The organism is Rhodanobacter sp. K2T2 (assembly GCF_013408815.1).
In the GTDB taxonomy this organism is placed as follows: Bacteria; Pseudomonadota; Gammaproteobacteria; order Xanthomonadales; family Rhodanobacteraceae; genus Rhodanobacter.
The window spans coordinates 76,125-89,700 of the sequence record NZ_JACCCA010000003.1; the positions used below are offsets into that span (position 1 = coordinate 76,125).

The following is a 13,576-nucleotide window of genomic DNA, read 5'->3' on the forward strand; positions in this document are numbered from 1 at the left end:
TATTAGTTAGATAGGCTAATCACAATGAAGTATCTTCTTGGCAACTAGTCGTCATGAAGAAACGGGAACCGCGAAGATATTCTTCACCAGTTCAGCCGCTAGCATTCGCCACCGCATTTGACATGGTCGTAAATAGCGTTGCGTATAAATCCTTAAGCTTCGGCAGAAAGGTAACACCCAATGCCGTCGCCACCAACGCAGCCAGAATGCCGTATTCCAGCGCCGTAATGCCGTCTTCTTCGCGAAGAAACTTGCTGATTGATGCATTCATTTCAATACCTCCGGAGCTACGTGCTCCTCGTACGACCATGACAATGAACGGATAAAGCTTCTTCACCGTTCGACAGACCTGCGGCGATTGCTGCAGGACGACCCACCCCGTATTTACATCCTCAAGCCGATTATTAGCTGATAACCGAGTCGTCGGATTAATGCTTTAATAAAAACCTTGTCCAATTGAATATTGATTCGATGTATCCAGCGTCGTGTAATTTGATGCATTAGCCGTGCCTGAAATAAGTTACCTGTGGGAAAAGACGATTATTTTGTGATTTTCCTCAGGTTTTTCTGCTTCACGACCCCTCGACATTCACTTTCTGCCCATTTTCTGAATGGCGATGCACAAAAACGGCACGGCTTAAAACGATTTCTACCTGCCCTTTTTTGGCAGTTCTGGCCGCACAGGACGCGGGGAAATCACGGCCGCGCTTTGGGGGTTTGCCCGGCATGCAGATAATCGGCCGCCAGATACGCTCTGCACGTACCGCGACCGGAAAGGGATGCCACCGGCTTGGCGCCAGCTCGATGGAGATAGACGTCCAATCGGACCGGCGATCGCTTTAGGCATCGTTGCAGCCGAAAAAAAGGCGCCATCGAGGCGCCTGGGGAGTCGGGTTTGTGCGGTGCTCAGCAGGCATAGAAACCAGCCGCTCAGGTCGGCGGATCATCGGCCTGACGCAGAAAGTCCCGCAGAAACGGCACCGTAATTCGCCGCTGCGCCGCCAGCGATGCCTGATCGAGCCGATCCAGCAGCGCAAGCAATGCGCCCAAGTCGCGCGCATAACGGGAAAATAGCCAGTCCAGCACGCTGTCATCGAGCTGGATGCCCCGCGACGTGGCCTGCGCCTTCAGCACCGCGCGCCGTTCGTCGTCATCCAGCGGTTTGAGCGCGAACTGTGTGCAGGCGCCCAGGCGCGAGCGCAGATCGGGCAGGGTCAGTTCCAGCTGCGATGGCGTGGCGTCGGCAGCGAACAGCAGCGCGCTGCCATCGGCCTTGGCGCGGTTGTAGAGATCGAACAACGCATGCTCGGCGTCGCGGTCACCGGCAATCGCGCCCAGATCGTCCAGCGCCAGCAGCTCGCTGCCGACGACACCGCGCAGCGCGGTCGCCTTGTCGCCGAGCGTCGACAGCGGTAGATACTGCACTACCCGCCCTGCGGCGTGCGCCGCCTGACACGCCGCCACCAGCAGATGGCTACGTCCGCTGCCCGGGGCACCGTGCAGATAAATCCACGGTGCATCCGTCTCGCCTGCCAGCGCCTGCACGGCAGCGACGGCGGCGGCATTGGCGCCTGCATGGAAATGCTCGAAACGCTGGCGACGCGGCCAGCGCAGCGCGAGCGGCAACTGCGTAGTCATGGTTGGCCTGGACGAACCTGACCGGCTTTCAGCGGCACCGTCGTTTCATTTTCCACCGTGCTGCCATCGGCGTTATGCACGACGATTTCCACTTCCGCGATCACCGGGTCTTCTTCGCCTTCCTCGGTGTACAGCTCACTCTGGCGATAGCGCTCCACCAGATAGCGCAGCAGCACCATGATCACCGACGCAGCGGGCAAGGCCAGCAACACGCCGAGGAATCCGAACAGCTCGCCGCCGGCCAGCACGGCGAAGATCACGGCCACCGGATGCAGGCCGATCTTGTCGCCGACCAGCTTCGGCACCAGCACATAGCCTTCCAGCAGTTGGCCCACCACGAACACGCCGCACACGATCAGCAAATGCGTCAAGTCGCCGTATTGCACCAGCACGGCGATCACAGCGCCGCCGAAGCCGACGATGAAACCGAGGTAAGGCACAAAGCTCAGCAGACCGGCCACGATGCCGATCAATAAGCCCACCGAAATGCCGACCAGCGACAGCGCGCCGCCATAGAAAATACCCAATGCCAGCATCACCAGCAGCTGACCACGGACAAAGGCACCCAGCACCTTGTCCGACTCGCGCGCCAGATAGGCAACAGTCGGTTCGATCGAGCGCGGCAGCATGCGGTCGATGGCGCCAACCAAGCGATCCCAGTCGCGCAGCAGGTAAAACGCCACGACCGGAATCAGCACCAGGTTGGTCAACCACAGCACGATACCCAGGCCCGAGCGTGAAACCTTGCCCAGCACTTCGGTCGCGATGCTCCCGATCGAGCCGATGTGCGCCTTGATGTCGGCCATCAGCTGATCGCTCTGGAACATCTTCGGATCAAGATGCAGCTTGGTCTGCACCCAGGGCCACGCGGTGTTCTGCGCCCAATCGACGTAGTGCGGCCAGTTGGAGATGAGGTTTTCGATCTGCCGCGATATCAACGGAATCAGCAGCAACAGCACCGCTACAAACACAATGACCAGCACGAGGAAAACGATGCTCGCCGCCAGTGCCCGGCTCAGACCCAGCCGCTCCAGCCGATCGGCGAGCGGATCGCCCAGATACGCCAGCATACCGGCCACGGCAAAAGGCATCAGCACGGGCGACAACAGCCAGAGCAGGTAAACGATGACGGTCGCTATGGCGAGCATCTGCCAGCGGCGAGAAATAGCGTCGTGTGTCGCAGGTAAGTTCATGGAAAGCCCCTGAAACCGGATCGAAGGATGCCGATGGGTAGGTATGGACAGTGAGGAAACAGAAAGGTCGGTCGCCGCAAAAATCGTCCGCGTCGAAATGGTCGCGACGGCAGCCCGTCAGTGGCGACCAAGCAGCGCGTTCAGTGCAGCCAGCTCAACGTGGCATCAGCACCATCGTGCGCGCTCTTCGACAGCAGCAGGCGACCACCGGCGGCGAGATTGGCGGCCAGCGCGCTCAGCGGCACCGACGCCTTGACGTCGAGCAGCACGCCATCGTTCTGTGCGCCGATCGTACTGACGCTGCTGACCGACGGGTCGGCACGCAGCGCGGACAGCAGGCTGGCGTAATCCATCGCCGATTTCAGGCCATCGACCCAGAACTTGCCCTCGCTGACGCCGGAGCCGATCACGTTGAGCTGCTTGCCGAGGCGGTCGACCATGCCATTGCCGGCGTCGCTCAGCACCGCATCCTCGGTCGCGCCCTTATTGCTCCAGGTCTGTGGCTGGCCGCCGGAAATCAGCGTCCACGAGGCACCACCGCTGCGCAGCTTGCCCACCAGTACCAGGCCGGTGTGGTACTGCTGATTGATCGCCGCCAGCGTGGCCGCATCGGCCGCCGCTGCCTTGTCGGCATCCGGGGGACTGGTGGCGTCGGGATAGGTCACGTTGGTGCCGCGCGCGCTGGCCGAGGAAGCCAGGCTGCCCAGCGACGATGAATCGAACAGTTTGCCGTCCGCGCCCTCGACCAGCAGCAGCACCGGCGGCTTGACGCCCGCGCTGGGCACGCCAAGCGTCGCTATCAGCCGGCGAATCGTGCCCGGCTCAAAATCCACCTGCAGGCTGATGCCGGTAGCGGAGCGCTGATACTGATACTTGCGCACCAAGGACGCCGCGTTCTTGGTGGCATCGGCATAACCGGGGTTGCTGCGCAGATCCTGGCCGCCGGCGACCCGTGCAAGCACCTGCCCCAACGCCGTGGTGAAGGCGATGTCGCGCTGGGCGTCGCTGATGTCGTTGACCGGCACAATGACCGAGTACGGCGAACCCTGCGCCTGCGAGCGCAGCGGCGACAGCACGGCGAAACCGAACAGCAGGGTGACGAGGAGCAGGCGTGACAGGCGCATGGGCTTGGATATCTTCGAACGGGGAAATCCCTGGGGAAGTCTGCCCAATCGCGCCGCCAGCGTCTATCGGCAGCTTGCCCGGTCGCACTGTGTCGCCCGGTGCCGTCCTCACATAATGCTAAACTGCGCGGCTCAATCCACGCCGGTTTCTGCCATGTCTGACGCCCTCACCTACCGCGCCGCCGGCGTGGATATCGACGCCGGCAATGCCGTGGTCGAACGCATCAAGCCCCTGGTCAAGCGCACTTTCCGCCCGGAAGTGATGGGCGGGCTTGGCGGTTTCGGCGGACTTTTCGACCTTTCGGGCAAGTATAAAGAACCGGTATTGGTCTCCGGCACCGATGGCGTGGGTACCAAGCTGAAGCTGGCGCAGATTCTCGGCCGCCACGACACCATCGGCATCGACTTGGTCGGCATGTGCGTCAACGATGTGCTGGTGCAGGGCGCCGAGCCGCTGTTCTTCCTCGACTATTTCGCCACCGGCAAGCTCGATGTGGAAACCACCGTGGCCGTGGTCGGCGGTATCGCCAGGGGCTGCGAGTTGGCCGGCTGCGCACTGATCGGCGGCGAAACCGCCGAAATGCCCGACATGTATCCACCGGGCGAATACGATCTGGCCGGCTTCACCGTGGGTGCGGTCGAGAAATCGCAGATGCTCGGCGGCGAAGCGATCGTCGCCGGTGACGTGATTCTCGGCGTGGCCTCCAGCGGCCCGCACTCGAACGGCTACTCGCTGATCCGCAAGATTCTCGACCGCGCCGGCAGCCCACTCGACCTCGACGTCGGCGAGACCACGCTGGCCGATGCGCTGATGGCGCCGACCACTATCTATGTGAAGCCGATTCTGGATCTGCTCAAGCAAGGCACGGTTCACGGCATGGCCCACATCACCGGCGGCGGACTGAAGGAGAACATCATCCGCGTGGTGCCCGAAGGTCTGGGCATTGCACTGGACGCCAGCACCATCGTGCTGCCGCCGGTATTCGACTGGCTGATGCACGAAGGCAACGTGGCACGCGAGGAGATGTGGCGCACGTTCAACTGCGGCATCGGTTTCACCGTGATCCTGCCCCGCGACGCGGCAACCGCCGCTAGCGCGCTGCTGCAGAAGCACGGCCTGGCCAGCTCGATCATCGGCGAAGTCGAGCCGGCTCGCGGCGACGAGCGCGTGCGCATCGGCTGAGCGCGCGGTCGATGTCTACGCGAAAACAGCACTTGCGCGTCGCCGTGCTCGCCTCCGGCCGCGGCAGCAATTTTGCGGCGCTGCTGCTGGCGCGCGAGTGCGGCGACGTGCCGATCGAGTTCGTGCTGGTCGCCAGCGACAAGGCGAACGCCGGCGCGCTGGCGCTTGCCGAATCGGCCGGCGTTCCGACGCTGGTACTCGATCCACGTGATTATCCCGACCGCCGCGCCTTCGATCTGGCGCTGTTCGGCCGCCTAGCCGAAAGCGGCGCCGAGCTGCTGGTGATGGCCGGCTTTATGAGGATCATCGATGGCGAAGCGCTGACGCCGTGGATCGGCCGGATGATCAATATCCATCCCTCGCTGCTGCCCAAATACCGCGGCCTGCATACGCACCGTCGCGCGCTCGAAGCCGGCGACCGCGAACACGGCGCCAGCGTGCATTACGTCACCGCCGAGCTGGACGGCGGCCCGGTGATTGCGCAGGTGCGCATGACCATCGAACCCGAGGACGACGAACAGCGGCTGGCGCAGCGCCTGCTGCCGCTGGAGCATCGGCTGCTTGTCGCAGTGGTTGCCGATATCGCCGCTGGCAAGCTCGCGCTCGAGCACGACACCGTGCAATTCGACGGGCGGGCGCTTGCGCAGCCACTGCAGTGGCTCGACGACGGCCTGGTCATCGCCGACTGATCTGCACGGCACGTTCAGGATGTCTGCGCAAAACTTGCGGCATGAAAACTTTCTCCCGCCTCCCCGCTCTTGCTGCCGGTCTCGCACTGGCCCTCGCCACCGGTAATGCGCTGGCCGCCTCGCCGCAGCCGTTTACTGCGCATTATCAGGTGCTCAGCGATGGTCAGCCGGTCGGCGACGCCACCGTCAAACTCAGCACCGCCGGCAACGGCGAGTATTCCTACAGCAACTCCAGCAAGGGCACCGGCGGCATGGCCGCCATGATCGGCGCCAGCTCGGAGGAAACCACGCGTTTTCGCTGGCAGAACGACGTACCTGCCACGCTCAGCTACGAATACAAGCTGCAAAGCTCGTTCAAGAGCAAGCAGCGCCACATGAGCGTGGACCCGGCATCGGGCAAGGTCACCGTCGACGAGGGCAAGGGTGCGGGCAGCTACGCCGCCGTTCCCGGCATGGCCGATCGCAACAGCCTGCCGCTGGCGATCGGGCTGGCGCTGGCCAGCGGCAAGCGGACGGTAACCGTGCCGGTCGGCGTGCGCCAGGGCGTCGAGCAGCAGCAGTACAAGGTTACCGGCACCGAATCGGTGCAGGTGCCGGCCGGCACGTTCAAGGCGGAAAAAGTCGCGCGCAGCGACGACGGCAGCAAGCGTTTCGACGCCTGGTATGTGCCGCAGAAATATCCTGTGCCGGTAAAGATCACGCAGGCAGACGGCGGCGATCTCACCTTGCAGTTGGTCAGCTTCAGCCGTCCATAAAACCGAGAGTGATCGTCCCATAGAAAAGGCCGCATCAGCGGCCTTTTCTATGGGAGTTGCAGGCAGCTGATCAGTTCGGCAGTCGACGGATCTTGGCGCCCAGCACGCCCAGCTTTTCTTCGATGTTCTCGTAGCCGCGATCGATGTGATAAACGCGATCGACTACGGTATCGCCCGTGGCTACCAGGCCGGCGAGCACCAGACAGGCCGACGCCCGCAGGTCGGTGGCCATGATCGGCGCACCGCTCATTTCCTTGACGCCCTTGACCACGGCGGTATTGCCTTCCAGATGGATGTCCGCACCCAGCCGCTGCAGTTCGTGCGCGTGCATGAAGCGGTTCTCGAACACGGTCTCCGTGACGATGCCGGTGCCTTCGGCCACGCAGTTGAGCGCAGTGAACTGAGCCTGCATATCGGTCGGGAAGGCCGGATACGGCGCAGTGCTGATATCCACGGCCTTCGGCCGGCGGCCCTGCATGTCCAGCTCGATCCAGTCCGGGCCGGTGGAAATATGCGCACCGGCCTGTTCCAGCTTCGTCAGCACCGCGTCCAGCGTGTCCGCGCGCGCATGGCGGGCGCGGACCTTGCCGCCGGTCATCGCCGCGCCGACCAGGAACGTGCCGGTTTCGATGCGATCGGGCAGCACTTCGTATTCGGCGCCGTGCAAACGCTCCACGCCATGGATGATCATGGTGGACGTACCCGCACCTTCGATCTGCGCGCCCATCGCGATCAGGCAGTTGGCCAGATCGACCACCTCCGGCTCCTGCGCCGCGTTTTCGATGATCGTGGTGCCCTGCGCCAGCGTCGCCGCCATCATGATGTTTTCGGTACCGGTGACGGTAACCATGTCCATCAGGATGCGCGCGCCTTTGAGCCGTTTCGCACGAGCCTTGATATAGCCGTTTTCGACGGTGATCTCGGCACCCAGCGCCTGCAGGCCGCGGATGTGCTGGTCAACCGGACGCGAGCCGATCGCGCAGCCGCCCGGCAGCGACACCTCGGCCTGCCCGAAGCGCGCCACCAGCGGACCGAGCACCAGGATCGAGGCGCGCATCGTGCGCACCAGATCGTACGGCGCCACGCAGGTGCTGGTGGTACGCGGATCGACGTGCATCTTCATGCGGTCGTCCAGCACCAGCTGCACGCCCATCTGGCCCAGCAGTTCGATAAACGTGGTGACGTCGTGCAAGTGCGGCACGTTGCCGATGCTGACCGGCTCGTCGGCCAGCAGGCAGCCGGCAAGTATCGGCAATACGGCGTTCTTGGCGCCGGAAATGCCGACCTCGCCGTTGAGCGGCACGCCGCCGCTGATCAAAATCTTGGCCATCATGTTCCTAAAGTTTGTACGCTCCTCCGTGAGCGCAAAGAACAAACCGGCATCCATGCCGGACGCTTCAATTAATGCAAAAACATTACTGACGCGCCGCGGCTTCCTCGGGAGTCAGTGTTTTGAGCGCCAACGCGTGAATCGCCCCGCCCATCAGGTCGCCCAGCGTGGCGTAAACCAGACGATGACGGGCCAGCGGCAGCTTGCCGGCGAACTGGCTGGCGATCACGGTGGCCTCGAAATGCACGCCATCGGCCCCGCTGACGTCAACCTGGGCGCCGGCCAGGCCGTTTTCGATCAGTGCCTGGATGCTGGCTGGATCCATGAAAGGGGATTTCCTCGGGAATGAAAGCTGACTGGGCGTCAGCCGATAGGCCGGTTTGGCGACGTTGGAATCCAACGCGTCGGCTTATGACGTTAAAGTACGAATGTGCCATGGTAATGGAAATACGCTGGCGCAGAAATGGCAGCCACATTGCCCGCGTCTTGGCTGCCGCTGTTCGGTGTCATCATGGCGCCGGGTTGAAACCGCCGGTTGCCGATACTTTCCCACGCTAGAGACTTCATGAACGCTCGCATCGCTCCGCCTGCTACCGTTGCCCTGGATCCGGACCTCATCGTTCGCAGCGCGCGCTCGGTCATCGGGCTGGAGGCATCGGCGATCGAGGCGCTGCGGCCACGGATCGGGCCGGCGTTTGTCGAGGCCTGCCGCATCATCCTGGCCTGCAAGGGCCGCGTCGTGGTCAGCGGCATGGGCAAGTCGGGCCACGTCGCGCGCAAGATCGCCGCCACGCTGGCATCCACCGGCACGCCGGCGTTCTTTGTGCATCCGGGCGAGGCCAGCCACGGCGATCTGGGCATGATCCTGCCCGAAGACGTGGTGCTGGCGCTGTCGTATTCGGGCGAAACCGACGAGCTGCTGTTCATTCTGCCGATGATCAAGCGCCAGGGCATTCCGCTGATCGTCATCACCGGCAAGTCCCAATCGTCGCTGGCGACCGAGGCCGACGTGGTTCTGGACGGCAGCATTACCAGCGAAGCCTGCCCACTGGGCCTGGCGCCGACCACCAGTACGACCGTAGCCCTGGTGCTGGGCGACGCGCTGGCGATCGCCCTGCTGGAAGCCCGAGGCTTCACTTCGGACGATTTTGCCCGCTCGCATCCAGCCGGCAGCCTGGGCCGGCGGCTGTTGCTGCATATCAGCGACGTGATGCACAGCGGTACCGATGTGCCGCGCGTATCGCCCGAGGCCAGCATCACCACCGCACTGGTCGAGATGACCCGCAAGCATCTGGGCATGACCGCCGTCGTGGACGCCGACCAGCGGCTGCTCGGTGTATTCACCGACGGCGACCTGCGTCGCGCGCTGGACGATGTCGGCGTGGACCTGCGCGGCGCCAAGGTCGGCGAGCTGATGACGCGCGAGCCTAAAACCATCGGCGCCGGCAAGCTCGCCGCCGAAGCGGCGCAGTTGATGGAAAAGCTCAAGATCAACGCCCTGCTGGTCGTCGATGATGAACAGCACGTGGTCGGCGCACTGAATATTCATGATCTGCTCCGGGCTCGCGTGGTCTGATTTGACTTGGCAAATCAGAAAAATCAAACACGCCGCTCTTGACTTGGCTTTCCTCAGAACATCATCCCGTGCCCATTAATTACCTTGCCGACGTCCCTTCCGACATTCTCGCCCGTGCGGCCGCTATCCGCGTCGCCGTGTTCGACGTGGACGGTACGCTGACCGACGGTCGGCTCTGGTATGGCGAAGACGGCCGCGAAACCAAGGTGTTTCATGTGCACGACGGCCTGGGCCTGAAGCGGCTGAAGCAGAACGGCGTGGTGGTGGCCATCATCAGCGCGCGAATCAGCCATCCGGTGGCGCTGCGCGCCGAGGAACTCGGTATCGAACACATCTACCAGGCACAGGACGACAAGGCGGCGTGCCTGCTCGAACTGTTGGACGCACTCCATCTCACGACCGAACAGGCCGCCTTCGTCGGCGACGATCTGCCCGACCTGCCGCCGATGAAACTCGCCGGGCTCTCGGTGGCTGTCGCCAATGCCCACCCGGTGGTTGCCGAACAGGCGCACTGGCAAACCCGCAAGAGCGGCGGCCTTGGCGCCGCCCGCGAGGTCTGCGATCTCATCCTGCACGCCCAGGGCAAAGACGCGGCTGCGGTGCCGCCCCAGTGAGCCTGCGCCGTTATCTTCGCGACCGCGGACTGCTGGCGGCGACGCTGGCCATCGCGCTGCTGGCCGGCATGGGTCAATTATTGCTTTGGTGGATCGGGCCATCGGTCGCGCCGAATGATTTTGTCGGACCGCCGCGTTCCGGCTATACGCTGATCAACAGCCACGTCACCGAATACGACGTGCTGGGCAAGCAGAGCATGCGGCTGCAGTCGCCGCATATCGAACGGCGCGAGGGCGATGAATCGCTCTATCTCAATACGCCCACCTTCCAGCTTCCGCCCAAGATTCCCGGCCTGCCCGACTGGGACGGCAATTCACTGTACGGCTGGGTCAACAAGGAAGGCACCCTGCTCAAACTGCAGGGACCGGTCTACCTGCATCGCCCGGCCTACATCGATACCAAGGGCGTCGCCCAGGCCGAAACGATCATGCACACGTCCGAAGTGACGGCGTGGCCGAAAGAACAGCGCATGGAAACCGCCGAATCGGCGAATATCGTGCAAGGCCAACGTACAATGCGTGGGATCGGCATGCGTGCCAGTCTCAACGACAACCATCTGGAGCTGCTCGATGCTTCCCACATCACTTTCCCGCCGCGCACACCCAAACCGTCCTCTGCTCGGCCTGCTGCTGCTAAGCCTGCTCGCGCTGCAGCCAGCGATGGCACGACAGGATGACCGGCAGAAGCCGATGAACCTGGATGCCAAGTCCATCGATGGCTACAACCTGCCCAATACCGTCACCACGCTGACCGGCAATGTCACGGCGACGCAGGGTACGCTGAAGATGACGGGCGACAAGGCGCTGGTGAGTATCGACGCCAATACGCAAATCAGCCACATCCATGTCACGGCTGCGCCGGGCAAGCTCGCGCACATCGAGCAGATCGACGATGCCGGCAATCTGATGACCGGCGACGCCGACACGCTGGACTACGACAATATCAACGGCATCGCCGTACTGACCGGCCATGCGGTCGTGCACCAGCAGGGCCGCGGCGAGTCGCACGGCGACAAGTTGACCTACAACACGCAGACGCAGCAGATGACCGGCACCAGCGGTAGCGACGGCCAGGTCCATATGGTCATCCTGCCCAAACCGCAGCCTGCCCGTGCGCCCGCGCCCGCCTCATCGAAGCAGCCATAACCGATGCTTTCTGCCGAAGGTCTGCAAAAAAGTTTCAAGGCGCGCCAGGTCGTGCGCGATTTTGCGTTCTCGATCCGCGAGGGCGAAGTGGTCGGTCTGCTCGGCCCCAACGGCGCCGGCAAGACCACCTGCTTCTATATGGTGGTCGGCCTGATCGAGGCCGATGCCGGCAGCATCAAGCTGGACAAGCAGGACATCACCGGCCTGCCGATGCATTCGCGCGCCAAACTGGGCATCGGCTACCTGCCGCAGGAGGCATCGGTGTTCCGCCGCCTGAGCGTGTCGGACAACATCATGGCCGTGCTCGAGCTGCGCGACGGACTCAGCCAGCAGCAGCGTGCCAGCGAGCTGGAAAGCCTGCTCGATGAATTGAAGATCGGGCACATCGCCGACCAGAAGGGCATCAGCCTATCCGGCGGCGAGCGCCGACGGGTGGAAATTGCCCGCGCGCTGGCCGCGCAGCCGCGCTACATGCTGCTGGACGAACCCTTCGCCGGCGTCGACCCGATCTCGGTCGGCGAAATCCAGCGCATCGTGCGGCACCTGAAGGAACGCGGCATCGGCGTGTTGATCACCGACCACAATGTGCGCGAGACGCTGGGCATCTGCGACCGCGCCTACATCCTCAACGACGGCGAAGTGCTGTCGCGTGGTACGCCGGCGCATATCCTGGCCGACGAGAAGGTGCGCGAGGTTTATCTGGGCCGCGAATTCCGTCTTTGAGACGCCGGTCAAGGCTGGCACCTTTGCCCTCCACACATGCCTATGGCCGCATCGGCAGCCAAGCGTTAGGATGTTGGTCAGTTCCTTCGAACAGGCTGGCATGAAACCTGCTCTCCAGTTTCGTCTTCATCAGCAGCTGACCCTGACGCCGCAACTGCAGCAGGCGATCCGCCTGTTGCAACTCTCGCAGCTGGAGCTGGAGGCGGAACTGCGTCAGATCGCCGAGAGCAACCCGCTGCTCGAGTTCGCCGAAGAAAGCGAGGATGTCGAGCCGGCCGACGGCGCGGATGACGATACCGACTACGTCAATCCGGAGCGCCCCAGCGCTGCCGCAGGCACCGAAAACGACAACAGCAACGACGACACCGGCGAATGGGCCGAAGGCGGCGGTGCGGCCGAATCGCCGATCGATTTTTCCAGCAGCAGCCTGGGCAGCAAGAGCAGCAACACGGCATCGCGCGGCGACGAGGATTTCGAACCGCAGAACGCCGCGCCCGACACGCTGCAGCAGCACCTGCTGTGGCAGCTCAACATGGCCTCGTTCAATCCACGCCAGCACGCCATCGCCGCCGTGCTCATCGACGCGATAAATGCCGATGGCTACCTCGACGAGAGTCTGGAAACCCTGCTGACGGCGCTGCCGGAAGGCATCCGCGCCAGCATTGAGGAAATAGACGCCGTGCGCCGGCGCCTGCAGGGCTTCGACCCGGCCGGCGTGGGCAGCCTGGATCTGCGCGACTGCCTGCGCGTGCAGCTGGAGCAGTTCGCTGCCGACACGCCGCATCGCGATCTGGCGCTGCGTATCGTCGATACCGAGCTGGAGCTGCTGGCGCGCAACGACAGGGTGCGCCTGGCACGTCGTCTGCACGTCACCGAAGACGACGTGGTCTCGGCCGCCCTGCTCATCCGCAGTCTCGACCCACGCCCCGGCGCAGCCTTCGACGCCACGCCGGTGGAATACGTGGCGCCCGACGTCTATGCCCTGCGCGACGGCACTCGCTGGCGGGTCAGCCTCAACGCCGACTGCCAGCCCAAATTGGGGCTCAACCAGCATTATTGCGGCCTGATCGCCCGCGCCCGCGGCGAAGACGCCAGCTGGATGCGTGGCCAGCTGCAGGAGGCGCGCTGGCTGATCAAGAGCCTGGAATCGCGTGCCGAAACGCTGCTCAAGGTCGCCGAGGTCATCGTGCGCCGGCAGAGCGCCTTTCTCGACTACGGTCCGGAAGCGATGCATCCGCTGGTGCTGCGCGAAGTGGCCGAAGAAGTCGGCATGCACGAGTCGACCATCTCCCGTGTGACCACGCGCAAATATTTGCACACGCCGCGTGGTACGTTCGAACTGAAGTATTTTTTCTCCAGCGGCGTCTCCACCGAAGACGGCGGCAGCGCATCGGCCACCGCAATCCAGGCGATGCTGCGCAAGCTGATCGGCGCCGAAGACGCGCGCAAGCCCCTATCCGACCAAGCCATCGCCGAGGAACTTCATCGCAAAGGCATCCAGGTTGCCCGCCGCACCGTCGCCAAATACCGCGAAGGCCTGCGCATCCCCAGCTCCAGCGAACGTCAGCGCGCCAACTGACAGATCGCGGAATCCTGGAGGGAACT

The 13,576-nt window shown here is 63.5% G+C and carries 15 protein-coding genes; 9 read left to right on the forward strand and 6 right to left on the reverse strand.

The features are described 5' to 3' along the window. Nucleotides 1-91: 91 nt before the first annotated feature. The 4 genes from HDE78_RS06035 to HDE78_RS06050 all read right to left on the reverse strand — a co-directional run bounded on the left by HDE78_RS06035 (nt 92) and on the right by HDE78_RS06050 (nt 3,955). Entirely contained in the window at nt 92-337 is a 246-nt protein-coding gene (locus HDE78_RS06035; RefSeq protein ID WP_343205688.1) for a Flp family type IVb pilin, read from the reverse strand. A gap of 593 nt (nt 338-930) precedes the next feature. Then, on the reverse strand, nt 931-1,638 hold the full coding sequence (gene hda / locus HDE78_RS06040) for a DnaA regulatory inactivator Hda (RefSeq protein ID WP_179477639.1): 708 nt from the start codon (nt 1,636-1,638) through the stop codon (nt 931-933). Then, entirely contained in the window at nt 1,635-2,831 is a 1,197-nt protein-coding gene (locus HDE78_RS06045) for an AI-2E family transporter (RefSeq protein ID WP_255457667.1), read from the reverse strand. Before HDE78_RS06045 ends, hda begins: the two co-directional genes overlap by 4 nt. Before the next feature lie 140 nt (nt 2,832-2,971). Continuing rightward, the gene (locus HDE78_RS06050) at nt 2,972-3,955 is read right to left on the reverse strand and encodes a DUF2066 domain-containing protein (RefSeq protein WP_179477640.1); all 984 of its coding nucleotides are present in this window, start codon (nt 3,953-3,955) and stop codon (nt 2,972-2,974) included. Between the two features lie 115 nt (nt 3,956-4,070). Here HDE78_RS06050 and purM point away from each other — a divergent pair, with 115 nt between their 5' ends. From purM to HDE78_RS06065, 3 genes are read left to right on the forward strand one after another with little or no spacing between them, the layout of a single operon-like run. Then, a complete protein-coding gene (purM, locus tag HDE78_RS06055; protein WP_255457669.1) occupies nt 4,071-5,138 on the forward strand; it encodes a phosphoribosylformylglycinamidine cyclo-ligase in 1,068 nt (355 codons plus the stop codon). Nucleotides 5,139-5,149: 11 nt separating this feature from the next. Continuing rightward, a complete protein-coding gene (gene purN / locus HDE78_RS06060) occupies nt 5,150-5,827 on the forward strand; it encodes a phosphoribosylglycinamide formyltransferase (protein WP_179477642.1) in 678 nt (225 codons plus the stop codon). 41 nt (nt 5,828-5,868) lie between these two features. Beyond that, nucleotides 5,869-6,582, forward strand: a complete 714-nt coding sequence (locus HDE78_RS06065; protein ID WP_179477643.1) for a DUF3108 domain-containing protein — start codon at nt 5,869-5,871, stop codon at nt 6,580-6,582. 70 nt (nt 6,583-6,652) lie between these two features. Here HDE78_RS06065 and murA read toward each other — a convergent pair whose 3' ends face one another. Both murA and HDE78_RS06075 read right to left on the reverse strand, forming a co-directional pair. After that, nucleotides 6,653-7,912, reverse strand: coding sequence for a UDP-N-acetylglucosamine 1-carboxyvinyltransferase (gene murA / locus HDE78_RS06070; RefSeq protein WP_179477644.1), 1,260 nt, complete (start codon nt 7,910-7,912; stop codon nt 6,653-6,655). Nucleotides 7,913-7,997: 85 nt separating this feature from the next. Then, nucleotides 7,998-8,237 carry a BolA/IbaG family iron-sulfur metabolism protein gene (locus HDE78_RS06075; RefSeq protein WP_179477645.1) on the reverse strand — a complete coding sequence of 80 codons (240 nt, stop codon included), beginning with the start codon at nt 8,235-8,237 and terminating at the stop codon, nt 7,998-8,000. A 240-nt stretch (nt 8,238-8,477) separates the two neighbouring features. On the opposite strand from HDE78_RS06075, the gene HDE78_RS06080 reads away from it, so the two are divergent. The 6 genes from HDE78_RS06080 to HDE78_RS06105 all read left to right on the forward strand — a co-directional run bounded on the left by HDE78_RS06080 (nt 8,478) and on the right by HDE78_RS06105 (nt 13,550). Continuing rightward, the gene (locus tag HDE78_RS06080; protein WP_179477646.1) at nt 8,478-9,488 is read left to right on the forward strand and encodes a KpsF/GutQ family sugar-phosphate isomerase; all 1,011 of its coding nucleotides are present in this window, start codon (nt 8,478-8,480) and stop codon (nt 9,486-9,488) included. 68 nt (nt 9,489-9,556) lie between these two features. Then, the gene (locus HDE78_RS06085) at nt 9,557-10,102 is read left to right on the forward strand and encodes an HAD hydrolase family protein (protein WP_179477647.1); all 546 of its coding nucleotides are present in this window, start codon (nt 9,557-9,559) and stop codon (nt 10,100-10,102) included. After that, the gene (lptC, locus tag HDE78_RS06090; RefSeq protein ID WP_179477648.1) at nt 10,099-10,779 is read left to right on the forward strand and encodes an LPS export ABC transporter periplasmic protein LptC; all 681 of its coding nucleotides are present in this window, start codon (nt 10,099-10,101) and stop codon (nt 10,777-10,779) included. Before HDE78_RS06085 ends, lptC begins: the two co-directional genes overlap by 4 nt. Next, complete coding sequence (lptA, locus tag HDE78_RS06095; RefSeq protein ID WP_255457671.1) at nt 10,763-11,248, forward strand: lipopolysaccharide transport periplasmic protein LptA; 486 nt, start codon at nt 10,763-10,765, stop codon at nt 11,246-11,248. The genes lptC and lptA overlap by 17 nt, the downstream gene beginning before the upstream one ends. A 3-nt stretch (nt 11,249-11,251) precedes the next feature. Beyond that, nucleotides 11,252-11,971: an LPS export ABC transporter ATP-binding protein gene (gene lptB / locus HDE78_RS06100; RefSeq protein WP_179477650.1), complete on the forward strand. Its 720-nt coding sequence runs from the start codon at nt 11,252-11,254 to the stop codon at nt 11,969-11,971. Nucleotides 11,972-12,071: 100 nt separating this feature from the next. Further along, nucleotides 12,072-13,550, forward strand: a complete 1,479-nt coding sequence (locus HDE78_RS06105; protein WP_179477651.1) for an RNA polymerase factor sigma-54 — start codon at nt 12,072-12,074, stop codon at nt 13,548-13,550. Nucleotides 13,551-13,576: the final 26 nt, after the last annotated feature.